Origin of the sequence: Staphylococcus sp. SM3655 (assembly GCF_016917315.1) — a bacterium.
GTDB classification, from domain to species: domain Bacteria; phylum Bacillota; class Bacilli; order Staphylococcales; family Staphylococcaceae; genus Staphylococcus; species Staphylococcus aureus.
In genome coordinates, this window is record NZ_CP070305.1 from 1,098,207 (window position 1) to 1,121,626 (window position 23,420).

The following is a 23,420-nucleotide window of genomic DNA, read 5'->3' on the forward strand; positions in this document are numbered from 1 at the left end:
TATACATGATGCGTGGTTCTTTGTTATGTTGTCATAATCTTGGAGCGATATTTTTTTAAGGTTCTTCATCTTTTATGGTGGGAAGGTAAAACTTCCTGCTTTTTTTAATACACAAAAAGCGCAATTGCCTCTATAATTTAAAGTGACCAAACCCAAACTAAAGGAGACAAGTGCGCCTATGTGTAATGATACCTTAGAATTACTAAGAATAAAAGATGAAAATATAAAATATATAAACCAAGAAATTGACGTCATTATCAAAGGAAAAAAAGCAACAGTGGTTAATGCTGTACTAACGTATAAGCCTTCGGCCTGTTATTGTTGTGGAGTTAAAAATGAAGGACAAATTCATAAACATGGTAAGCGTGTTTCTCGTATTACTTTACTTAAAACTCAAGGGTATAACACATACCTCAACTTAGCTAAACAACGTTTTAAATGCTTAGAATGCAATGGCACTTTTACTGCTAAAACGTCAATTGTTGATGAGTCGTGTTTTATCTCAAGATGTGTTACTCAAAAAGTTATAGAAGAAGCTACTAAAGTTAAAACAGAGATTGATACTGCAGAAGATAACTGTATCTCTCCATCTACTGTAAGTCGTATTAGAACTAAAGCGGCTAATTCATTACGAATTAAACCCTTTAATTGTTTGCCAGAACACATCGCTATGGATGAATTTAAAAGCGTTAAAAATGTAACTGGATCAATGAGTTTCATTTTTATAGATAATGATACTCATGATGTTATAGATATTTTAGAAAATAGAACTACAAGATTCTTGCGTGCCTATTTCGAGCGATTCGATTTAAAAAATCGACAACAAGTTAAGACGGTTACTATTGACATGTATGAACCCTATGTCCGATTATTTCGCGACCTATTTCCTAATGCAGCTATTATTTTTGACAGATTCCATATCGTTCAACATTTAAATAGAGAACTTAATAAGTATCGTGTACAAGTTATGAATGAATACCGTAATAAAAAAGGACCTGATTATACAATTTTTAAGAATAACTGGAAAGTCCTATTGATGGATACTAGTAAAACCATATTTAGTAAATACAGATGGAATAAATCTTTTAAGGCTTATAAACGCTCATCTGACATTGTAGAATTCATGCTTTCAAAAGACGATATACTACGACACTCCTACGAACTTGTCCAAGGATTACGAAAAGACCTAAGGTTATGTAATTGGCCTAAATTTATTAATCGTTTAAATTCAGTTAGTAAAAAGTCTGTGAGTAAGGGTGTATGGAAAGCGGTTAAATATTATAGAAAACATCAAAGGATGTTAAGAAATACAATTTATTACCCAGCATTTAATAATGGTGCTATAGAAGGAATTAATAATAAGATAAAATTAATCAAGCGAATTTCTTTTGGTTACAGAAATTTCAACAACTTTAAAGCACGTATAATGATGATTTTCAGCTTGTACAAAGGAGAAAAAAAGAAGACAACCAAGCCCAATAATGGACTGGCCGCCTAATAATAAAAACTCTAAAAGTTGTATTTTAAAAATAGTTCTTTAAATTATATACCCACCACATTTGGTGGAGAACCTATTTTAACGACGTTTATGATTTAAATACTGCTGAATTTTGTAAAACATTGGTTTGATAGGCTTAATAAAGTCACCGATATACTCTTCTACATGTGCGTTAAAACCTTTTTTGAATTGTTGGACGCCATAGTCTTCTGATGACTCTGAAAAGTCACCGGTAATACCATAAAAATTATAGCGATCAATATGATGCGCTTTAGCAAACTTAATCATTTCCCACTGCAAATGGTAGGCACCCATATAAGCATTATATTTAGGGTTTGAACCACTAGATAAGTAATAAACTTCATGCTCATTGTAGATAAATAAAGCAGAAGCTAAGTTTAAGACTGCACCATCTTGTTCAATTTGTTCTATTGTATTGTCGATTTTACGCTTATTGCTATTTAGCTGTTGTTCTAGCTGTGTGCGTTTCGTTTTATTTTTCTTTGAATTAGGACTTTCTTCCAATGCTTCTTCAACACCTGAGAGTTCAGCTGTTAATTGTTGTTGCTTTAATTGTAACGTTTTTAAATACTCGTTTAAATCAATATAAGCCAACTTTAACATGGCGTGGTCATCGTATAACTTTTGCATTTCTTCAAAGTATGGTAACTCACGGAATTTGAAACCATGCTTTTCCTCAGCCATATGGAATAAGTCGAAAAAAGTTTGCGTTTCATCAATCGTTAACGTTTTAGTTTTGACACCAATATCATATGTTTTTTTAATATTACGTCTCGTTTGATAATCCATTTCTTTTAAAAGTTGGTCTTCAGTCTTATCTTTTAAATCTAACACTGACAGCCAACGGATTTGGCTCATTGAATCATAACCTACAGGGAAACCTTGGTGTTTATAACCTAATTTATCCATTGTTCTAACAAATGCTCGGTTATCATAAGATTTAACAATTTCACCGTCTGCATTGCGTAAATTTTCAATTAAATATGGATCTACAAGGACATATAAACAATTGTGTTTCTTTAAATATGACGTTAATGCTTTAAAGAAAAATGCTACTAATGATTGATTTGTATAATCCATCACTGGCCCGCGATGTGTATAAAAATATTTGAAAAATTTAAGTGTGCGTGCTTCTGTCAATAAGCATCCTGCAATCACTTGACCATTGTCATCTTTAACTCCTACAAGATGCACATCGCCTTTTAAATCAACTCTATGATTGTAATGAATAGCTGATTGTGTGTAATGTGAAAAATGCTTTGTTGTAAACGCATTGAACTCATCCGAAGTCAACGTTACAAAGTTCATTTTATCCCATCCCTCTCTGAATTGAACTGTAATTTTTGAATTTATTTATAATGCTATTTTTTTATTTTATCAAAAACTGATTGTAAATACACATAGAAAATAAAATATATTTTTCTTTGACTATACATAACTGTTATTTCTTTGGATATTTATATTAAATGCATTGGTAGTAGTTGTAGCGCATTGATGTTTGACGGTGTATAGTATTAATTATATTGAAAGTTAGTTGGAAGTTGATAGTAGGAGTGGGAGCATTGAAGCGATTTGTGGCGACGGTATTATTATTACTAGTCTTTATATCAGGATGTGGTAATGATAAATATGTGAAAGAAATAGATGAAGCAGTTAAAATTCAAAATCAAAAACAAGAACAACTTGCCAAAAAAGGCAACGGTGATCGTGTTGATCATTTTGAACGCAAAGATGCTAATATTTATGTCTATGATAAGGATAAAATTATCATTTTAGCTTATAAACCTTTGAGTAATGATGATGAAGTGCATTATTATGCATATGATTTTAGTGATAAACGTGTATCATATAAGCAAGATTTTGATTCGAGACGATATTATCAACAACATGATGCGGATTATCATGAAGAAAATATGACGAACTAGATATGAATAGGAGTTATTATGACTAAAAAATTACTAACATTATTTATAGTGAGCATGTTAATTTTAACAGCTTGCGGTAAAAAAGAATCAGCAACGACATCTTCGAAAAACGGCAAACCATTAGTTGTCGTATATGGCGACTATAAATGTCCTTATTGTAAAGAATTAGATGAAAAAGTCATGCCAAAGTTGCGTAAAAATTATATAGATAATCACAAAGTGGAATACCAATTTGTCAATTTAGCTTTCTTAGGTAAAGACTCAATTGTTGGTTCGCGTGCGAGTCATGCAGTATTGATGTATGCACCTAAATCATTTTTAGATTTTCAAAAGCAATTATTTGCTGCCCAGCAAGATGAAAATAAAGAATGGTTAACAAAAGAACTATTAGATAAACATATTAAACAACTGCATTTAGATAAAGAGACGGAAAATAAAATTATAAAAGATTACAAGACAAAAGATAGCAAGTCTTGGAAAGCTGCAGAGAAAGATAAAAAAATAGCGAAAGATAATCATATAAAAACGACACCAACTGCATTTATTAATGGCGAGAAAGTTGAAGATCCATATGATTATGAAAGTTATGAGAAGTTATTAAAAGATAAAATCAAATAGTCTTAATTGTTGAGATCAGTATGTGATACCAATTTATTAGGACAATACGAAAAGGCAATTTCTATTAGCGATATGATAGAGATTGTCTTTTTAATGTATGAAGTCTAAATAGGTGGAAATTATCATGTAAACATTGTTTAGTAGGGAATCAGTACAGGATAGGTATTGATTCTTCCCCGTGCGAAATCTTGATTAGTAGTTTTTTTCTGTGTCGCTTGTTTTATTGTACAGATATTTGTACAATTGAGGTGTGTTAAAAGGAGGCGATAAATATGATTATTAAAAATTATTCATACGCTCGACAGAATTTAAAGGCACTTATGACAAAAGTAAATGATGATAGTGATATGGTAACTGTAACATCTACTGATGATAAAAACGTAGTAATCATGTCAGAATCAGATTATAACTCCATGATGGAAACACTTTACCTCCAACAGAACCCAAATAATGCTGAACACTTAGCTCAATCAATTGCAGATCTAGAACGTGGGAAAACTATAACGAAAGATATAGATGTATAATGGCTAGGTTAAATATTACGTTTTCGCCTCAAGCCTTTGAAGATTATAAGTATTTTCAGCAGAACGATAAAAAAATGGTGAAGAAGATTAATGAGTTACTTAAAAGTATTGACAGAAATGGTGCATTGGAAGGTATAGGTAAGCCTGAAAAGTTAAAATCGAATCTGACTGGGTATTATAGTAGACGTATCAATCACGAACATAGATTGGTTTATACAGTAGATGACAATCATATAAAAATAGCATCATGTAAATACCATTATTAAATCTAAAAGTCACACTATAAAAATAGGGTAAGTTATTTTAGGACAATATGAAAAGGCAATTTCTATTAGCAATATGATAGAGATTGTCTTTTTTTTCTTATATTATGACGTTCGTAAATACTATAAAGTTTTCTGTATCATATTTGTACAATAGTCATGTATTAGATAAAACGAAAAGTGGTAAATACCTAAAGTATGATTCGACTTTATATTATTTATAAAAACAGTGCTTGTATTTTAAGTAGCATGAGTATATAATTTTAAAACGTAAAGATTACTATTTAGGAGGGTGACTATGAAAAAGAAATTAGGTATGTTACTTCTTGTACCAGCCGTAACTTTATCATTAGCCGCATGTGGGAATGATGATGGAAAAGATAAAGATGGCAAGGTAACAATTAAAACGACAGTTTATCCATTGCAATCATTTGCAGAGCAAATTGGTGGAAAACACGTGAAGGTATCATCAATCTATCCAGCAGGGACAGATTTACATAGCTATGAACCAACACAAAAAGATATATTAAGTGCAAGCAAGTCAGACTTGTTTATGTATACAGGGGATAATTTAGATCCGGTTGCTAAGAAAGTTGCATCTACTATCAAAGATAAAGATAAAAAACTGTCTTTAGAGGATAAATTAGATAAAGCAAAGCTTTTAACTGATCAACACGAGCATGGTGAAGAGCATGAACATGAGGGGCATGATCATGAGAAAGAAGAACATCATCATCATCATCATGGTGGATATGATCCACACGTATGGTTAGATCCTAAAATTAACCAAACTTTCGCTAAAGAAATTAAAGATGAATTAGTGAAAAAAGATCCAAAACATAAAGATGACTATGAGAAAAACTACAAAAAATTAAACGACGATCTTAAGAAAATTGATAACGATATGAAGCAAGTTACAAAAGATAAGCAAGGTAATGCAGTATTCATTTCACATGAATCAATTGGATACTTAGCTGATCGTTATGGTTTTGTTCAAAAAGGTATTCAAAATATGAATGCTGAAGATCCATCACAAAAAGAATTAACTAAAATTGTTAAAGAAATTAGAGATAGCAATGCTAAATATATTCTTTACGAAGATAATGTTGCGAATAAAGTGACTGAAACAATTCGTAAAGAAACAGATGCGAAGCCTTTAAAATTCTACAACATGGAGTCTTTAAATAAAGAACAACAGAAAAAAGATAATATTACGTATCAATCATTAATGAAATCTAATATTGAAAATATCGGTAAAGCTTTAGACAGTGGTGTTAAAGTGAAAGACGACAAAGCTGAAAGTAAACATGACAAAGCAATTTCTGATGGGTATTTTAAAGATGAGCAAGTTAAAGACCGTGAATTAAGCGATTATGCTGGTGAATGGCAATCTGTTTACCCTTACTTAAAAGACGGTACGCTTGATGAAGTGATGGAACATAAAGCTGAAAATGATCCTAAGAAATCTGCTAAAGATTTAAAAGCTTATTATGACAAAGGATATAAAACTGATATTACTAACATTGATATAAAAGGAAATGAAATTACATTTACTAAAGATGGTAAGAAACACACTGGTAAATATGAATACAATGGTAAGAAAACATTGAAATATCCTAAAGGTAACCGTGGCGTGAGATTTATGTTTAAATTGGTCGATGGTAATGATAAAGACTTACCGAAATTCATCCAATTTAGCGATCACAACATTGCACCTAAAAAGGCAGAACACTTCCATATCTTTATGGGTAATGATAATGACGCGTTATTAAAAGAAATGGATAACTGGCCAACATATTATCCTTCAAAATTAAATAAAGACCAAATCAAAGAAGAAATGTTAGCGCATTAATTCAACAGGTTTGCACACTCTACTCAACTGTTAATAGCTGAATAGAGTGTGTTTTTTATTTCGTAGTTATCAATTTCAACAGAGGGAATGATTAATATTACTATAGTTTATAACAAATGATTTGGTAACATATGTTACTCAATGCATGTTAAGATGAGTAAATATAAAAGATAGGGAGTGGGAAGATGACGATTAAAGTTGAAGATAATAAAATTATTTTTTCAAGAACGATAGAAGCACCGATTGAAAAGGTGTTTGATGCCTATACGACAAAAGCATTATTTGAAAAATGGTTTCATCCAAAAGACGCTAGTACCAAAGTGTTTCGCTTTAATGCTGTTTCAGGCGGTGATGCATTTTATGCGATTAAAACACCTACAATGACCAGCTATACATTAGCAGAATATAAAACGGTTAAGCGTCCATATTTAATTGAATATATTGACTCATTTGCGACACCTCAAGGTGCAAAAGATACAAAAATGCCAAGCATGAAAATTACTTTGTCATTTTCCAAGAGCAATACAACGAAAACGACAGTGACATCAACATCGGTATTTCCAACAAAAGAAGCCGCTCAACAATTCATAAACATGGGTGTTGAACAAGGTATGAATCAAACTTTAGATCAACTTGATGCTTTATTGAAATAAAGTTGTTGAAAATATGTAAAAAATTTTATATGCCATTCAGTTTATAATAATAACGTAATATTATTAATTGAATGAAGGATGATTCGATGGCACAACGTTACATTAAAGTATTAATATTATATATTTTTACTACGCTTTTATCTTCAATTACTGTTACTTCGAAATGTGTACCAAATAAAGTGGTTAGATTTATTTTGCGTACAGTCGTAGGCTACAGTGTATTTGCATATGGTTTACATTACTTTTCAAATTTAAAAAAGAATAAGTAATACTTTACATAAAGCGAGATAAAATGAGCGTCGTAATATCTTAAATCATAAAGATATTAGCCAATCACGCGATTTATCTCGCTGTTTTTATGAAAGAAAACTACATTTTTGAGAGAATAAAAAGATTTTTCTGAAATTTAAACTATCAATTACATTGATTTACTAATATAATTAGAAAGTAAATTTTATTTGATCAAAGTAAATGGGGGAAGTACTGTGATAGAAAATAAGAAAACAGTTGAAGATACATATTCAACAGGCGCAATTGTTGATTCAATATCATCTTCAGTACAAATGAAGCAAGTAATGGTACAGCAAACACCTGGCCGATATATGCTTAAAGCAATGATGGCCGGATTTTTACTCTCAATCGTTACTGTATTTATGTTCGGAATAAAGACGCAGTTTGCGAGTACTCACGTAGATGGACTTATCAATTTAATGGGAGCCATTGCGTTTAGTTTAGGTTTGATTTTAGTTGTATTAACTAACTCTGAATTATTAACAAGTAACTTCATGTACTTTACAGTAGGCTGGTATTATAAAGTCGTTTCTGTTAAGAAGATGACTTGGATTTTATTATATTGTTTCTTAGGAAATATTTTAGGTGGGTTTGTGTTATTTTTCTTAATGAAATTTGCGCATGTCATGACACCTGAAATGACACAAGCTTTAACAGCTTTAGTTCAGAAAAAGACTGTTGATTCAACATGGTTGAATATTTTTACAAAAGGTATTTTCTGTAACTTCTTTATTAATATTGGTATTTTCATCTCTATGCAATTCAAAGGCGGCTTAACAAAGGCATTCTTCATAGCTTGTGGTGTCGTGGTCTTTGTATACATGGGATATGAGCACGTTGTGTTCAATGCAGGTCTATATGCAGGTATGGTATTCTTTAACCTTGATGCAGTTTCATGGTTACACGTTTTAAAAAATATCGTTTTTGCTTTCTTAGGTAACTTTGTCGGTGGCGGTATTTTTGTAGGTCTCGTTTATGCTTTCTTAAATGGTAAGCGTAATCGTTTAGAGCAACAATAATTAAGATGTAGTGATTAAATAGCGTAACAATGAATCATTCTTCCAAACCATTCATGAATTTGAATGGTTTTTTTACGTTGAGAGAGTAATTTTTAATAAGTTTCATGAGAGTATTGGTGTATTCAGATGAAGCATACTTTCTGACATGTGATAAATTTATTGATACACTTTGATGGATATTTATTTTAAAAATAAAATATGGTTAAATCATTTAAAAAAGAGTGGGGATTAATATGACAAAAACGATGATTCGACTCGCAAGTGAACAAGATGCAGAAAAATTGCAACAACTCATGCATGAAGCATTTACGCCTCTAAGAGAACTAGGTATTGATTGGCCTTCAGTTAATGCTAATTTAGATGCTGTTAAAGAAAATATAGATAAAAATACTACATTTGTCATGACAATTGATGATGAAATTATATCTACGATTACGGTTAGATATCCTTGGGGAAGTGTGAAAAGTATTTCGGGCTATCCTTTTGTCTGGTGGTTTGCGACAAATCCTGAGTATGAAGGGAAAGGCTATGGTAGCCAATTACTTACTTATGTTGAAGAAGCATTTTTGCGAGATACGTTAAAGTCAGCGGCAGTTACTTTAGGTACATCTGCAAGATTGCATCCGTGGTTACTTAAAATTTATGAAAAAAGAGGTTATGAAATATACAGCGAACATGAAAATGATGATGGCGATTTAGGTGTGATCATGCGCAAAGTATTGATACCCGAGCGCTTTGACGAAACAATATTAGGCCAACCACCATTTTAAGATAATAATATACACTACAAGCGACCGATATATTAATGCTTGCTCAAATAAATGTTGAGTAGGGATTCATATATCGGTCGCTTTTTTTGATTTAACAAAAAGGGAAAATGTATAAGGAATATGCATGACTACAGGCATCAGGGAATTCCCTGATTTTACATTATAATGTGATTCTTTTCACAAAAACAAAATGATTTGGTATACAATACGTGTGAAAGGGTTGGTAAATGTGAATGGGAATATCATTGTTGCACATGGCATGAGGCACGGACGACAGAATCAAGCGTTAGAAGCATTTATTTATGAATTAATAAAAGATGATATACATCACTATGATATTGCGTTTTTAGAAAGTGAGCATCAGGATTTAGAGACGGTAATGACGACGTTGGTTCAAAGTGGGGTTGACCATTTTAAAATTGTACCATTGCTAATCTTTAGTGCAATGCATTATCTCAAGGATATACCGAATATCGTTCATGAAATGAAACGACGGTATCCAGACATAAAGGTAGAAGTAAGCGAGCCACTTGGCACACATCCTTTAATGAGACGATTAATTGAACAACGTATTTGTGACGCATTAGCAGGTGACGAACAACAAGTTGGAGTTATGGTTGTTGCACACGGCAATATTAATGGAAATTTTACTAAGGCACACGAAGAGTTACAAATATGCGCTCAAAATTTGCAAATTAGCAAGCCGACATATGCGAGAACGCTATATGGAGAGATTAGTTTTACACATGATTTAGAAAGCATCTCGAAACGGTATCAAAAATTGATTGTCGTACCATTATTTTTATATGACGGAAGACTTGTTAACAAAGTGAAGCAGCAAATGAATGACATGGTTATTAATACAGATATACACTTCACACCTTCAATTAACTTCGACCCAATTTTAAAGCAAATCATTAACGATAGATTAGAAAGCTTAATGATTCCGATGAAAATATAAAAGCACTAACGAAAAATTAACACCTTTTTTTGAAATAAATATTATGGAGTAAAGGGGCATATTTTATGGCAAAGCAAAAACTAGTAATGATTGGTAACGGTATGGCGGGCATTCGAACAATCGAAGAAATATTAGAGCGCGCCAACGATTTATATGATATTACGGTAATAGGTAAAGAACCTTATCCAAACTATAACCGCATCATGCTTTCAAATATTTTACAAAATAAAATGACAGTTGAAGAAACAATTATGAATCCATATGAGTGGTATGAGGAACATGGTATCGAGTTAATTACAAATGATCCTGTAATTGAAGTAGATAGAGCAAATCAATCAGTTACTACTGCAAATGGTATTGAAGTATCATACGATAAATTGATTTTTGCGACAGGTTCTAAAGCATTCGTCATTCCAGTTCCAGGTTCGACATTACCGAGTGTAATTGGTTGGAGAACGATTGATGATACTGAACAAATGATGAACATTGCGAAGACTAAAAAGAAAGCAATTGTAATTGGTGGAGGCTTACTAGGTTTAGAGTGTGCACGTGGTTTATTAGATCAAGGTATGGAAGTAACGGTGTTACATTTAGCTGAATGGTTGATGGAAATGCAGCTAGACCGTAAAGCTGGAAATATGCTTAAAGCAGATCTAGAAAAGCAAGGTATGAAGTTTGAAATGCAAGCCAACACAACTGAAATCTTAGGAGAAGATGATGTTGAAGGTGTTAAATTGGCTGATGGACGCGAGATTCCGGCAGACTTAGTTGTTATGGCAGTAGGTATTCGACCATACACAGAAGTAGCCAAAGAATCAGGTCTAGATGTTAATCGAGGTATTGTTGTCAATGATGTGATGCAAACAAGTGATAGCAATGTATATGCAGTTGGTGAATGTGCAGAACATAACGGCAAAGTTTATGGACTCGTTGCACCACTATATGAACAAGGTAAAGTATTAGCTGATCATTTAACAAATAAAGAAACGAACGGATACAAGGGATCAACAACATTTACGTCATTAAAAGTTTCTGGGTGTGACTTGTATAGTGCTGGTCAAATTGTAGAAAATGCAGAAATTAAAGGTATTGAAATATTTAATAGTGTTGATAATAACTATAAAAAAATCTTTTTAAAAGACGGTAATGTAGTTGGTGCAGTACTATATGGTGATATCGATGATGGTTCACGCTTTTATAACATGATGAAAAAAGGTGAATCCACTGAAGATTACACACTTGTATCATTGCTTACTAAAGGTGGAGAAGAGGCATCGCTATCAATTGCTGATATGGCTGATGATGAAACAATTTGTGGTTGTAATGGTGTTGATAAAGGTACTATAGTAAATGCGATTACGGAAAATGGCTTTACAACAGTTGAAGAAGTAACGGCTAAAACAAAAGCGGGGAATTCATGTGGTAAATGTAAACCGCAAATTGCTCAAATATTGCAGCACACCTTAGGAGATGACTTTGTTGCCGCAAAACCTGCTGGTATATGTGGTTGTACTGATTTGACACGCGATCAAATAGTAACGCAAATAAGAGCGAAAGGTTTAAAAACATCTAAAGAAGTTCGACATGTTTTAAACTTTAAAAACAAAGGTGGATGTCCAAAATGTCGACCTGCGATTAACTATTATTTGAACATGGTTTATCCACATGAACATGAAGATGAAAGAGAATCAAGATTTGCTAACGAACGTTACCATGCGAATATTCAAAATGATGGTACATTTTCTGTTATACCTCAAATGCGTGGGGGTGTTACAGATGCAGACCAACTGATTCGTCTAGGAGAAGTGGCTAAGAAATATCATGTGCCACTAGTTAAAGTGACAGGTTCGCAACGTGTTGGTTTGTATGGAGTTAAAAAAGAAGAATTACCAAATATATGGGAAGACCTAGGTATGCGTTCAGCATCAGCTTATGGTAAGAAAACTCGCTCAGTTAAAAGCTGTGTTGGTAAAGAGTTTTGTCGATTTGGTACGCAATACACGACACGACTTGGCATTCGTTTAGAAAAAACATTTGAATACATCGATACACCTCATAAATTCAAAATGGGTGTATCAGGCTGCCCAAGAAGTTGTGTTGAATCAGGTGTTAAAGATTTTGGTATTATCTCAGTTGAAAATGGATTCCAAATCTATATCGGTGGTAATGGTGGTACAGAAGTTGAAAAAGCTGAATTTTTAACAACTGTAGAAACAGAAGATGAAGTAATCAAATTATGTGGTGCTTTGATGCAATATTATCGCGAAACAGGTATATATGCTGAAAGAACAGCGCCATGGTTAAGAAGACTTGGATTTGAAAATGTAAAAGAAGTCTTACTTGACCCAGAAAGACAAAATGAACTATTTGAACGCATTATGGATGCTAAAAAAGCAGTCGAAGCTGAACCTTGGGAAGCAATAACTAGCAATGCGCAAGCACGTAAAATTTTTGAAGTGGAGAAGGTGTAATACATGGAAACAAAAGAAAAAATTAAAGTGACAACTATAGATGAATTAACACCCCTAATTGGAAAAAAGGTTATTGTCAAAGGCAAAGAGGTAGGGTTGTTTTTAACAGAAAGTGGCAAAATTCATGCGATTCACAATATCTGTCCACACAAACAAGGACCATTGTCTGAAGGGACAGTGAGTGGGGAATATGTATTTTGCCCGCTCCACGATCAAAAAATTGATTTAAATACAGGTATTGTTCAAGAACCTGATGAAGGTTGTGTAGATGTTTATGAGGTAGAAGTTACAGACGGGAACGTATATATATGTCTGTAGATAAATATGGCAAGGTTTACTTGATAGGTGCGGGACCAGGTAATCCGAATTATTTGACTAAAAAGGCTGAGCGTTTAATACGTGAAGCGGATGTTATACTATATGATCGATTAGTGAATCCGTTAATTTTACAATATGCGAATTTGACTACTGAAATTATCGATGTTGGTAAAAAGCCGTATGCAAAACACATTCAGCAAGAAAAAATAAATGAATGTATCGTGGAAGCAGCACGTCGATATAACAAGGTTGTGAGGCTTAAAGGTGGCGACCCAGCAATATTTGGACGAGTGCAAGAAGAAGTCGACACACTAAATGAACATCATATTGCGTTTGAAATTGTACCAGGGGTGACATCAGCGAGCGCAGCAGTTGCTACTATGCAGACAGGTTTGACAATGCGTACAGTTGCTAAAAGTGTGACATTTTCTACAGGTCACTTTAAAGATTCAGAAGAAAATGAAGTGGATGTCAATTCCTTAGTGAATGGTGGCACGTTAGCAATTTATATGGGGGTAAAACGTTTAGGGAAAATTATCACACAGATACAACAATACACAGATATTGATTACCCGATAGCGATTGTCTTTCAAGCATCGTGTTTTAACGAGTTTGTTGTTAAGGGGCGTTTAAGTAATATTATTTCAAAATTGCAACACTATTCAATTGAGGCGAAACCAGGTATATGTATTATTGGGGAAGTTGTTGGTTATACTGAAAACACTCCTAAATCATATGATCCTATGAAGCAATTTTATGTAGTAAGTGGTTCTAAACATGACGCCCTTATGCTCTGTGAACATTTATATGACGAAGGTTATGGCTGTTTGCTAAACCCAAATGATACATCGAATGGCACATATCATTCGTCGCAATATGATTACTATGATGCATTTATTAAGCAGCAAGAAAATGTAACATATATTTCAACCGATCATGCAGATGCTAATACAGTGTTATGTCACTAATTTATAAAAAATAAATGAATAAGTAAGGTTTCAACCGAGAGAATATATTCGTGTTGAAGCCTTATTTGTCGTTGTGCCAAATTTGAACGATTTAGATTGGCAATAAGCATGACCATACATGATTGTGTACTATTTCAATGAAATCCCGTTATTGATAGGGAAATTCCTTAAGTAATTAGGTGATTCCCTAATATTTTATGTTTGTGAAAAAATGTACAATCTAATTAAAGCAATAGTCTTGGGCATTTTAAAGTATTTAAAAACACGACATCTACACATCGTATTTTTATACGTAGGAGGATATAAATATGGGAAAATTTGGATTGAATTTCTTTAAGCCAACAGAAAAATTTAATGGGAATTGGTCGATCCTAGAAAGTAAAAGTAGAGAATGGGAAAAAATGTACAGAGAACGTTGGAGCCACGATAAAGAAGTAAGAACAACACATGGTGTTAACTGTACAGGATCATGTTCTTGGAAAGTATTTGTGAAAAATGGTGTGATTACCTGGGAAAATCAACAAACTGACTATCCAAGTTGTGGTCCGGATATGCCTGAATACGAACCGAGAGGATGTCCACGAGGTGCGTCATTCTCTTGGTATGAATACAGTCCGCTTCGAATCAAATATCCATATATTCGTGGAAAACTCTGGGATTTATGGACTGAAGCATTAGAAGAAAACAATGGTAATCGCGTTGCTGCATGGGCGTCTATTGTTGAAAATGAAGACAAAGCCAAACAATATAAGCAAGCCCGAGGTATGGGAGGGCACGTGCGTTCAAATTGGAAAGACGTTACAGAGATAATCGCAGCACAATTACTGTATACAATAAAAAAATATGGTCCAGATCGAATCGCAGGATTTACACCTATTCCAGCGATGTCAATGATTAGTTATGCAGCAGGTGCTCGATTCATCAATTTGCTTGGTGGTGAAATGCTTAGTTTTTATGACTGGTATGCAGATTTACCACCTGCCTCTCCACAAATTTGGGGAGAGCAAACAGATGTGCCTGAATCAAGCGACTGGTATAACGCATCATACATTATTATGTGGGGGTCTAATGTACCTTTAACACGTACTCCGGATGCACATTTTATGACAGAAGTCCGCTATAAAGGTACAAAAGTCATTTCAGTAGCACCAGATTACGCAGAAAATGTGAAATTTGCAGATAACTGGCTAGCACCGAATCCTGGTTCAGATGCTGCAATTGCACAAGCAATGACGCATGTTATTTTACAAGAACATTATGTTAATCAACCTAATGAACGCTTTATAAATTACGCCAAACAATATACAGATATGCCGTTTATTATCATGCTGGATGAAGATGAAAATGGATATAAAGCGGGTCGATTTTTAAGAGCGAGTGACTTAGGTCAAACAACAGAGCAAGGCGAATGGAAGCCAGTTATTCATGATGCAATCAGCGATAGTTTAGTAGTACCTAATGGCACAATGGGTCAACGTTGGGAAGAAGGTAAGAAGTGGAACTTAAAACTAGAAACAGAAGATGGTTCTAAAATTAACCCTACATTATCAATGACAGATGGTGGATACGAATTAGAAACAATTCAATTCCCATACTTTGATAGTGATGGAGATGGGATATTCAATCGTCCAATTCCAACTCGACAAGTTACTTTAGCAAATGGTGACAAAGTCCGTATTGCTACAATTTTTGACTTAATGGCAAGTCAATATGGCGTGCGTCGTTTTGATCATAAATTAGAATCAAAAGGATACGACGATGCAGAATCAAAATATACACCCGCTTGGCAAGAAGCCATTTCAGGCGTAAAACAAAGTGTTGTCATTCAAGTAGCGAAAGAATTTGCGCAAAACGCTATCGATACTGAAGGGCGTTCAATGATTATCATGGGTGCGGGTATTAACCATTGGTTTAACTCAGATACGATTTATCGTTCAATCTTAAACTTAGTTATGTTATGTGGCTGTCAAGGTGTGAATGGTGGCGGTTGGGCTCACTATGTGGGACAAGAAAAATGTCGTCCGATTGAAGGATGGAGTACTGTCGCATTTGCGAAAGACTGGCAAGGACCACCACGTTTGCAAAACGGAACAAGTTGGTTCTATTTTGCAACAGACCAATGGAAATATGAAGAGTCAAATGTAGATCGTTTAAAATCTCCATTAGCTAAAACAGAGGATTTAAAGCATCAACACCCAGCTGATTATAATGTTTTAGCAGCTAGACTTGGTTGGTTACCATCTTATCCACAATTTAATAAAAATAGTTTGTTGTTTGCAGAAGAAGCTAAAGATGAAGGCATTGAGTCGAATGAGGCAATTTTAAAACGCGCGATAGATGAAGTTAAGTCAAAACAAACGCAATTTGCGATAGAAGATCCGGATTTGAAAAAGAATCATCCGAAATCACTGTTTATATGGCGCTCAAATCTAATCTCAAGTTCTGCAAAAGGTCAAGAATACTTTATGAAGCATTTACTTGGCACAAAATCAGGTTTATTAGCTACACCAAATGAAGATGAAAAGCCAGAAGAAATTACGTGGCGTGAGGAAACAACAGGGAAATTAGATTTAGTCGTTTCTTTAGATTTCAGAATGACAGCAACACCTTTATATTCTGACATTGTATTGCCAGCAGCGACTTGGTATGAGAAGCATGATTTATCATCTACAGATATGCATCCATATGTACATCCTTTTAATCCAGCTATTGATCCATTATGGGAATCGCGTTCAGACTGGGATATTTATAAAACGTTGGCAAAAGCATTTTCAGAAATGGCAAAAGACTATTTACCTGGAACGTTTAAAGATGTTGTGACAACTCCGCTTAGTCATGATACAAAGCAAGAAATTTCAACACCATACGGCGTAGTGAAAGATTGGTCGAAGGGTGAAATTGAAGCGGTACCTGGACGTACAATGCCTAACTTTGCAATTGTAGAACGCGACTACACTAAAATTTACGACAAATATGTCACGCTTGGTCCTGTACTTGAAAAAGGGAAAGTTGGAGCACATGGTGTAAGTTTCGGTGTCAGTGAACAATATGAAGAATTAAAAAGTATGTTAGGTACGTGGAGTGATACAAATGATGATTCTGTGAGAGCGAATCGTCCACGTATTGATACAGCACGTAATGTAGCTGATGCAATACTAAGTATTTCATCTGCTACGAATGGTAAATTATCACAAAAATCATATGAAGATCTCGAAGAACAAACTGGAATGCCGTTAAAAGATATTTCTAGCGAACGCGCTGCTGAGAAAATTTCGTTTTTAAATATAACTTCACAACCACGAGAAGTAATACCGACAGCAGTATTCCCAGGTTCAAATAAACAAGGTCGACGATATTCACCATTTACAACGAATATAGAACGTCTAGTACCTTTTAGAACATTAACAGGACGTCAAAGTTATTATGTGGATCACGAAGTTTTCCAACAATTTGGGGAGAGCTTACCAGTATATAAACCGACATTGCCGCCAATGGTATTTGGGAATAGAGATAAGAAAATTAAAGGTGGTACAGATGCTTTGGTACTGCGTTATTTAACGCCTCATGGAAAATGGAATATACACTCAATGTATCAAGATAATAAGCATATGTTGACACTATTTAGAGGTGGTCCAACGGTTTGGATATCAAATGAAGATGCTGAAAAACACGATATCCAAGATAACGATTGGCTAGAAGTGTATAACCGTAATGGTGTTGTAACGGCAAGAGCAGTTATTTCGCATCGTATGCCTAAAGGTACAATGTTTATGTATCATGCACAAGATAAACATATTCAAACGCCTGGGTCAGAAATTACAGATACACGTGGTGGTTCACACAACGCGCCGACTAGAATCCATTTGAAACCAACACAACTAGTCGGAGGATACGCACAAATTAGTTATCACTTTAATTATTATGGACCAATTGGGAACCAAAGGGATTTATATGTAGCAGTTAGAAAGATGAAGGAGGTTAATTGGCTTGAAGATTAAAGCGCAAGTTGCGATGGTATTAAATTTAGATAAATGCATAGGATGCCATACGTGTAGTGTGACATGTAAAAACACTTGGACAAATCGTCCAGGTGCTGAGTACATGTGGTTCAACAACGTAGAAACGAAGCCAGGTGTAGGGTATCCGAAACGTTGGGAAGACCAAGAACACTACAAAGGTGGTTGGGTACTAAATCGTAAAGGGAAACTTGAATTAAAATCTGGAAGTAGAATTTCAAAAATTGCTTTAGGTAAAATTTTTTATAATCCAGATATGCCATTAATTAAAGATTATTATGAGCCATGGAACTATAATTATGAACATTTAACAACTGCGAAATCAGGGAAGCATTCGCCAGTTGCTAGAGCGTATTCAGAAATTACAGGGGATAACATTGAAATTGAATGGGGACCTAACTGGGAAGATGACTTAGCAGGTGGTCATGTTACAGGTCCAAAAGATCCTAACATCCAAAAAATAGAAGAAGATATTAAATTCCAATTTGACGAAACTTTTATGATGTATTTACCACGTTTATGTGAACATTGCTTGAATCCAAGTTGCGTTGCATCGTGTCCTTCAGGTGCTATGTATAAACGTGATGAAGATGGCATTGTATTAGTTGACCAAGACGCATGTCGTGGATGGCGTTACTGTATGACAGGTTGTCCATATAAGAAAGTTTACTTCAATTGGAAAACGAACAAAGCTGAAAAGTGTACTTTCTGTTTCCCGAGAATCGAGGCGGGTATGCCTACGGTATGCTCTGAAACTTGTACAGGACGTATGCGTTACTTAGGTGTTTTATTATATGATGCAGATCGAGTTCATGAAGCAGCTTCAGCAGTAGACGAGAAAGATTTATATGAAAAACAATTAGATATATTCTTAAACCCATTTGACGAAGAAGTCATTGCTCAAGCTGAAAAAGATGGTATTGGTTACGATTGGATTGAAGCTGCACAAAACTCTCCAATTTATAAGTTAGCAATTGAATATAAACTTGCATTTCCGTTACATCCTGAATTTAGAACGATGCCGATGGTTTGGTATTGCCCACCACTTAGCCCAATTATGAGCTATTTTGAAGGTAAAAATACAACTCAAAATCCAGATGCGATTTTCCCAGCCATTGAAGAAATGCGTTTACCTATTGAATACTTAGCTAATATTTTCACTGCAGGAGATACAGAGCCAGTAAAAGGAGCCCTACAACGTATGGCAATGATGAGAAGTTATATGAGATCTCAAGTTACTCAACAGCCATTTGACACGTCTCGATTAGAGCGATTAGGTATAACCGAGCGCCAAACTAAAGACATGTATCGTTTATTAGGACTAGCTAAATATGAAGATCGATTTGTTATTCCAACATCACACAAAGAAACCTATTTAGATACGTATCACGCACAAGGTAGTACAGGATACAATTACGGCGGCGAGCATTTTGGAGATAACTGTGAAGGCTGTGGCGTTGCAGTAGGTTCAGGGAAAACTGGTCAAGAAATTTATAATGAGAATTTCTATGGAGGGATTTTCCGTGATTAATTTCGATAATTTTAAAAAATATCAGGAAAGTTTTGGATATATGGCACAACAGTTATGTTTTCCAGAAAAATTAACTTTTCATCCAAAAACTTTTGAAGAAACAATTTCGAAAGATCATCCAGCATATGAAGATTTAGTAGCATTTAGAAATGTAATGATGACATTTTCATTATCAGAAATCAAAGCGATTTATACAGATACATTTGATTTTACGAAAAAAGCACCATTATATATGACGTATAACAAATTTGATACGCAAAAAGAACGTGGTCAAATGTTAGCTAAATTGAAGGTATTATATGAAATGTTTGGACTAGAAATGGTAGATAATGAACTTTCTGATTATCTACCGTTGATGCTTCAATTTTTGCAAGTGGCAGAATGGCGAAATGATCCAAGAGCTGAAGAGAATATTCAATTAATCATTATGATTATTGAGGATGGAACATATGTGATGGCGAATGCACTTGGTGAAGATAACAATCCATATGCCTATGTGATTCAAGCACTTAGAAAAACATTGAAATTATGTTTGACATCACCAAAAGGAGTGAAACATCATGCTTAATCAGTTTTTATGGGTTATATTTCCGTATTTATGTTTAGTTGTCTTTGTCGCAGGTCATATTGCACGTTATCGTTATGATAAATTTTCTTGGACAGCTAAATCTAGTGAATTAATAGAAAGAAAAAGGTTGATGTGGGGAAGTTTATTATTTCACTTAGGTATTATTCCAGTGTTTTTTGGACACGTAGTTGGATTGTTAATACCGAAACCATGGATGGATGCAGTGGGGGTATCTGAGCATTTATATCATATAGGCGCTGTTTATATTGGTAGCATCTTTGGTATAATAACTTTGATAGGGATGTTTTTATTAACAGCGAGACGTGTTACTACGAAAAGTATTCGAAGATTAAGTTCAGCGTCGGATATATTTGTAAATTTCTTATTATTACTTATCGTATTTATGGGATGTTACGCAACATTAGTAACAAATATACAACATCCAGATTTTAACTACAGAACTTCATTATCAATTTGGTTTAGACAATTATTTATGTTAAAACCAGATGCGTCATTGATGAGTGGTGTGCCGATTGCATTTAAAATGCATATATTGTTAGGTTTCACTATTATGGCTTGTTGGCCATTTACACGTTTGGTACATGTTTGGAGTGTACCTTTGACATATATAAATCGCAGATATATTATTTACCGTAAGAATAAAGTGTAAGCATAAGAGGTGAAAGGATTTGACACCAGAAGCAATAATTGAAGATCGTAGATTTCAAGAGACATTAGATAAAATACGCAAAGAAGAGGGTTATGATTTTGCGGCAATCGCTTTCTATGAATCTAACAAACCATCATCTCCAATAAAATGGCACTATGTTTCAGGTAATAAAAATAATCGATTTAAATTGATTATTCTAAGAAAAGGTCGTGGATTAGCTGGAACTGTTATGAAAACAGGAAAGCGTATGGTAATAGCCAATGTTGGTTTAGCTTTAGGGCCTGAAGAAAAGATTGACTATCCAATTTTATTGAGCGAATCATTAACAGCAGTTTTAGCAGTGCCGCTTTGGTATAAGAATCAAGTGTATGGCGTACTATTATTTGGTCAAAGAGATGGTCGTCCTTTACCAAAAATATTTGATAATGATGATATTCAACGTAAGTTTGGTATTTTCAATGATGATAAATAATGAGATGAATTAGGGTGTAAGTCATGATTAATGAGGACAGTATACAGTTAGATACTTTATTGAAAAAATATTATGAGCATTCAATCGAAAAGATAGTTTTTGCTGATGATAACGGTAAAATTATTGCAATGAATGATGCTGCTAAAGATATATTATCTGAAGAAGATAATTACAGTGCTGTGGCGAATGCGATTTGTCACAGATGTGAAGGGTATACAAATGCCTATGATGTACAATCATGTAAAGACTGTTTCTTAGAATCAATGCAAGTACAAGCTACGAATTTCCAAGTATTTATGAAGACGAAAGATCAAAAAGTGATGCCATTTACAGCAACATATCAGTTGATTGATCAAGACAGGGGAATTCATGCATTTACGCTTCAAAATGTTTCATCACAAATTGAACAGCAAGAGAAATTGCATCAACAACGTATGATGCGTAAAACAATCTCAGCCCAAGAAAATGAAAGAAAGCGAATTTCTAGAGAGTTACATGATAGTGTGATTCAAGAAATGCTCAATGTAGATGTTCAATTGAGATTATTAAAATATCAAGAAGATACAACTAAGCTTTTGGAAGACGCAGAAAATATTGAATATATTGTCGCTAAATTAATTGATGATATACGTAATATGTCGGTTGAATTAAGACCCGCTTCTTTGGATGATCTAGGCCTTGAAGCAGCTTTTAAATCATATTTTAAACAGTTTGAAGAAAATTATGGAATAAAAATCATATATACATCAAATATTAAAAATACTCGCTTTGATAGTGATATTGAAACGGTTGTTTATCGAGTAGTGCAAGAAGCTATTTTAAATGCGTTGAAATACGCTGATGTAAATGAAATAAATGTAGGTATCCGTCAAACTGGGCGCCATTTGGTAGCAGAAGTGATAGATGCGGGAAATGGTTTTGATCCAAGTTCTAAGCCTAAAGGTTCTGGACTCGGTTTATATGGAATGAATGAGCGAGCTGAGTTAGTCAGCGGTAGCGTCAATATTGAAACGAAAATTGGTGAGGGTACCAATGTTACATTGAACATTCCAATTTGAAACATACATTGGGGGAATAAAATTGAAAATAGTCATTGCCGATGATCACGCTGTTGTCCGTACGGGGTTCTCTATGATTTTAAATTATCAAAATGATATGGAAGTTGTTGCAACGGCTGCAGATGGCGTCGAAGCTTACCAAAAAGTAATGGAATATAAACCTGATGTGTTACTAATGGATTTAAGTATGCCACCAGGTGAGTCAGGTCTTATCGCTACGAGTAAAATTGCTGACAGTTTTCCTGAAACTAAAATACTAATATTAACAATGTTTGATGATGAGGAGTATTTGTTCCATGTGTTGCGTAATGGTGCGAAAGGTTACATATTGAAAAATGCACCTGATGAACAATTATTGTTAGCTATTCGAACTGTATATAAAGGTGAAACATATGTAGATATGAAACTTACAACATCTTTAGTGAATGAATTTGTATCTAATTCAAATCAGGACACTGCAAACACAACAGATCCTTTTAAAATCTTATCAAAACGAGAACTAGAAATATTGCCGCTTATTGCCAAAGGTTACGGGAATAAAGAAATTGCAGAGAAATTATTTGTATCTGTGAAAACAGTAGAAGCACATAAGACGCATATTATGACAAAGCTTGGCTTAAAGAGTAAACCTGAGCTAGTTGAATATGCATTGAAAAAGAAATTATTAGAGTTTTAGAGTTTGAAATTAATATAATTCAGTATAAAAGCGCGAGAGGAAATGATTATCTTCTGGCGCTTTTGTATGTTTTATCATTAAATATATGCAGATAGTTATGACTAAGAATTAGGTTGATGAATGGAGAGGATGTTTGAAATTGAAAAGTATGTGAGTGTTCCTAAATAATATGATTAAAATGATGGCGAATAAGTGTCTAAAAGCATCTTAAAGGGACATTGTATAGGGTAAATCACTTCATAAATAAGGGAAAATCCTTATGTTCACTTTTTCACAA

23 protein-coding genes and 1 pseudogene are annotated in these 23,420 nt (G+C 34.0%); 23 read left to right on the top strand and 1 reads right to left on the bottom strand.

Translation table 11 applies throughout. From position 1 onward, the window contains the following. Window positions 1-178 precede the first annotated feature (178 nt). Entirely contained in the window at window positions 179-1,498 is a 1,320-nt protein-coding gene (locus tag JQN76_RS05315; RefSeq protein WP_001808146.1) for an ISL3-like element IS1181 family transposase, read from the top strand. Window positions 1,499-1,576: 78 nt separating this feature from the next. On the opposite strand, the gene fmhA is transcribed toward JQN76_RS05315, so the two are convergent. Continuing rightward, window positions 1,577-2,827, bottom strand: coding sequence for a FemA/FemB family glycyltransferase FmhA (gene fmhA, locus JQN76_RS05320; protein WP_001012223.1), 1,251 nt, complete (start codon window positions 2,825-2,827; stop codon window positions 1,577-1,579). A 254-nt stretch (window positions 2,828-3,081) separates the two neighbouring features. Here fmhA and JQN76_RS05325 point away from each other — a divergent pair, with 254 nt between their 5' ends. The 22 genes and pseudogenes from JQN76_RS05325 to nreC all read left to right on the top strand — a co-directional run bounded on the left by JQN76_RS05325 (window position 3,082) and on the right by nreC (window position 23,143). Further along, entirely contained in the window at window positions 3,082-3,444 is a 363-nt protein-coding gene (locus tag JQN76_RS05325) for a DUF4467 domain-containing protein (RefSeq protein ID WP_000819843.1), read from the top strand. Window positions 3,445-3,462: 18 nt separating this feature from the next. Continuing rightward, window positions 3,463-4,062, top strand: coding sequence for a DsbA family protein (locus JQN76_RS05330; protein ID WP_000162813.1), 600 nt, complete (start codon window positions 3,463-3,465; stop codon window positions 4,060-4,062). 6 nt (window positions 4,063-4,068) lie between these two features. Next, entirely contained in the window at window positions 4,069-4,170 is a 102-nt protein-coding gene (locus JQN76_RS05335; RefSeq protein WP_031774922.1) for a hypothetical protein, read from the top strand. A gap of 164 nt (window positions 4,171-4,334) precedes the next feature. Beyond that, window positions 4,335-4,586 carry a type II toxin-antitoxin system Phd/YefM family antitoxin gene (locus tag JQN76_RS05340; RefSeq protein WP_000584499.1) on the top strand — a complete coding sequence of 84 codons (252 nt, stop codon included), beginning with the start codon at window positions 4,335-4,337 and terminating at the stop codon, window positions 4,584-4,586. Further along, entirely contained in the window at window positions 4,586-4,852 is a 267-nt protein-coding gene (locus JQN76_RS05345; RefSeq protein WP_000113262.1) for a Txe/YoeB family addiction module toxin, read from the top strand. Before JQN76_RS05340 ends, JQN76_RS05345 begins: the two co-directional genes overlap by 1 nt. A gap of 34 nt (window positions 4,853-4,886) precedes the next feature. Further along, window positions 4,887-4,964 (top strand): annotated as a pseudogene (locus tag JQN76_RS14195) (hypothetical protein); the annotation flags it as partial. 183 nt (window positions 4,965-5,147) lie between these two features. After that, entirely contained in the window at window positions 5,148-6,701 is a 1,554-nt protein-coding gene (adcA, locus tag JQN76_RS05350) for a zinc ABC transporter substrate-binding lipoprotein AdcA (protein ID WP_000727769.1), read from the top strand. A gap of 185 nt (window positions 6,702-6,886) precedes the next feature. Next, the gene (locus tag JQN76_RS05355; RefSeq protein WP_001836792.1) at window positions 6,887-7,354 is read left to right on the top strand and encodes an SRPBCC family protein; all 468 of its coding nucleotides are present in this window, start codon (window positions 6,887-6,889) and stop codon (window positions 7,352-7,354) included. An 86-nt stretch (window positions 7,355-7,440) separates the two neighbouring features. After that, window positions 7,441-7,623, top strand: a complete 183-nt coding sequence (locus tag JQN76_RS05360; RefSeq protein ID WP_000079142.1) for a hypothetical protein — start codon at window positions 7,441-7,443, stop codon at window positions 7,621-7,623. 216 nt (window positions 7,624-7,839) lie between these two features. After that, window positions 7,840-8,664 carry a formate/nitrite transporter family protein gene (locus JQN76_RS05365; RefSeq protein WP_000572040.1) on the top strand — a complete coding sequence of 275 codons (825 nt, stop codon included), beginning with the start codon at window positions 7,840-7,842 and terminating at the stop codon, window positions 8,662-8,664. Window positions 8,665-8,897: 233 nt separating this feature from the next. Beyond that, window positions 8,898-9,434, top strand: a complete 537-nt coding sequence (locus tag JQN76_RS05370) for a GNAT family N-acetyltransferase (protein WP_000169317.1) — start codon at window positions 8,898-8,900, stop codon at window positions 9,432-9,434. Window positions 9,435-9,663: 229 nt separating this feature from the next. Beyond that, on the top strand, window positions 9,664-10,395 hold the full coding sequence (locus JQN76_RS05375; protein ID WP_001014072.1) for a sirohydrochlorin chelatase: 732 nt from the start codon (window positions 9,664-9,666) through the stop codon (window positions 10,393-10,395). Between the two features lie 65 nt (window positions 10,396-10,460). Further along, the gene (nirB, locus tag JQN76_RS05380) at window positions 10,461-12,866 is read left to right on the top strand and encodes a nitrite reductase large subunit NirB (RefSeq protein ID WP_001118730.1); all 2,406 of its coding nucleotides are present in this window, start codon (window positions 10,461-10,463) and stop codon (window positions 12,864-12,866) included. Window positions 12,867-12,869: 3 nt separating this feature from the next. Beyond that, a complete protein-coding gene (gene nirD / locus JQN76_RS05385; protein WP_000448222.1) occupies window positions 12,870-13,184 on the top strand; it encodes a nitrite reductase small subunit NirD in 315 nt (104 codons plus the stop codon). Further along, window positions 13,175-14,152 (top strand): uroporphyrinogen-III C-methyltransferase, encoded by a 978-nt coding sequence (gene cobA / locus JQN76_RS05390; protein ID WP_000109874.1) that lies wholly within the window; start codon window positions 13,175-13,177, stop codon window positions 14,150-14,152. Before nirD ends, cobA begins: the two co-directional genes overlap by 10 nt. A 308-nt stretch (window positions 14,153-14,460) precedes the next feature. After that, the gene (locus tag JQN76_RS05395; RefSeq protein ID WP_000514384.1) at window positions 14,461-18,150 is read left to right on the top strand and encodes a nitrate reductase subunit alpha; all 3,690 of its coding nucleotides are present in this window, start codon (window positions 14,461-14,463) and stop codon (window positions 18,148-18,150) included. Then, a complete protein-coding gene (narH, locus tag JQN76_RS05400) occupies window positions 18,140-19,699 on the top strand; it encodes a nitrate reductase subunit beta (RefSeq protein WP_000692645.1) in 1,560 nt (519 codons plus the stop codon). Before JQN76_RS05395 ends, narH begins: the two co-directional genes overlap by 11 nt. After that, window positions 19,692-20,267, top strand: coding sequence for a nitrate reductase molybdenum cofactor assembly chaperone (gene narJ, locus JQN76_RS05405; protein ID WP_000606768.1), 576 nt, complete (start codon window positions 19,692-19,694; stop codon window positions 20,265-20,267). Before narH ends, narJ begins: the two co-directional genes overlap by 8 nt. Next, window positions 20,260-20,937 carry a respiratory nitrate reductase subunit gamma gene (gene narI, locus JQN76_RS05410; RefSeq protein WP_000934151.1) on the top strand — a complete coding sequence of 226 codons (678 nt, stop codon included), beginning with the start codon at window positions 20,260-20,262 and terminating at the stop codon, window positions 20,935-20,937. Before narJ ends, narI begins: the two co-directional genes overlap by 8 nt. 19 nt (window positions 20,938-20,956) lie before the next feature. Further along, window positions 20,957-21,409, top strand: coding sequence for a nitrate respiration regulation accessory nitrate sensor NreA (gene nreA, locus JQN76_RS05415; RefSeq protein ID WP_000186933.1), 453 nt, complete (start codon window positions 20,957-20,959; stop codon window positions 21,407-21,409). 23 nt (window positions 21,410-21,432) lie between these two features. Then, on the top strand, window positions 21,433-22,467 hold the full coding sequence (gene nreB, locus JQN76_RS05420; protein ID WP_000606546.1) for a nitrate respiration regulation sensor histidine kinase NreB: 1,035 nt from the start codon (window positions 21,433-21,435) through the stop codon (window positions 22,465-22,467). A 22-nt stretch (window positions 22,468-22,489) separates the two neighbouring features. Then, entirely contained in the window at window positions 22,490-23,143 is a 654-nt protein-coding gene (gene nreC, locus JQN76_RS05425) for a nitrate respiration regulation response regulator NreC (RefSeq protein WP_000706315.1), read from the top strand. Window positions 23,144-23,420: the final 277 nt, after the last annotated feature.

Excerpts from the sequence above, each read along its gene's own strand:
- JQN76_RS05315 (WP_001808146.1), top strand. The coding sequence starts at position 179 with ATGTGTAATGATACCTTAGAATTACTAAGAATAAAAGATGAAAATATA.
- fmhA (WP_001012223.1), bottom strand. The coding sequence starts at position 2,827 with ATGAACTTTGTAACGTTGACTTCGGATGAGTTCAATGCGTTTACAACA.
- JQN76_RS05330 (WP_000162813.1), top strand. The coding sequence starts at position 3,463 with ATGACTAAAAAATTACTAACATTATTTATAGTGAGCATGTTAATTTTA.
- JQN76_RS05340 (WP_000584499.1), top strand. The coding sequence starts at position 4,335 with ATGATTATTAAAAATTATTCATACGCTCGACAGAATTTAAAGGCACTT.
- JQN76_RS05345 (WP_000113262.1), top strand. The coding sequence starts at position 4,586 with ATGGCTAGGTTAAATATTACGTTTTCGCCTCAAGCCTTTGAAGATTAT.
- adcA (WP_000727769.1), top strand. The coding sequence starts at position 5,148 with ATGAAAAAGAAATTAGGTATGTTACTTCTTGTACCAGCCGTAACTTTA.
- JQN76_RS05355 (WP_001836792.1), top strand. The coding sequence starts at position 6,887 with ATGACGATTAAAGTTGAAGATAATAAAATTATTTTTTCAAGAACGATA.
- JQN76_RS05360 (WP_000079142.1), top strand. The coding sequence starts at position 7,441 with ATGGCACAACGTTACATTAAAGTATTAATATTATATATTTTTACTACG.
- JQN76_RS05370 (WP_000169317.1), top strand. The coding sequence starts at position 8,898 with ATGACAAAAACGATGATTCGACTCGCAAGTGAACAAGATGCAGAAAAA.
- nirB (WP_001118730.1), top strand. The coding sequence starts at position 10,461 with ATGGCAAAGCAAAAACTAGTAATGATTGGTAACGGTATGGCGGGCATT.
- nirD (WP_000448222.1), top strand. The coding sequence starts at position 12,870 with ATGGAAACAAAAGAAAAAATTAAAGTGACAACTATAGATGAATTAACA.
- cobA (WP_000109874.1), top strand. The coding sequence starts at position 13,175 with ATGTCTGTAGATAAATATGGCAAGGTTTACTTGATAGGTGCGGGACCA.
- JQN76_RS05395 (WP_000514384.1), top strand. The coding sequence starts at position 14,461 with ATGGGAAAATTTGGATTGAATTTCTTTAAGCCAACAGAAAAATTTAAT.
- narI (WP_000934151.1), top strand. The coding sequence starts at position 20,260 with ATGCTTAATCAGTTTTTATGGGTTATATTTCCGTATTTATGTTTAGTT.
- nreB (WP_000606546.1), top strand. The coding sequence starts at position 21,433 with ATGATTAATGAGGACAGTATACAGTTAGATACTTTATTGAAAAAATAT.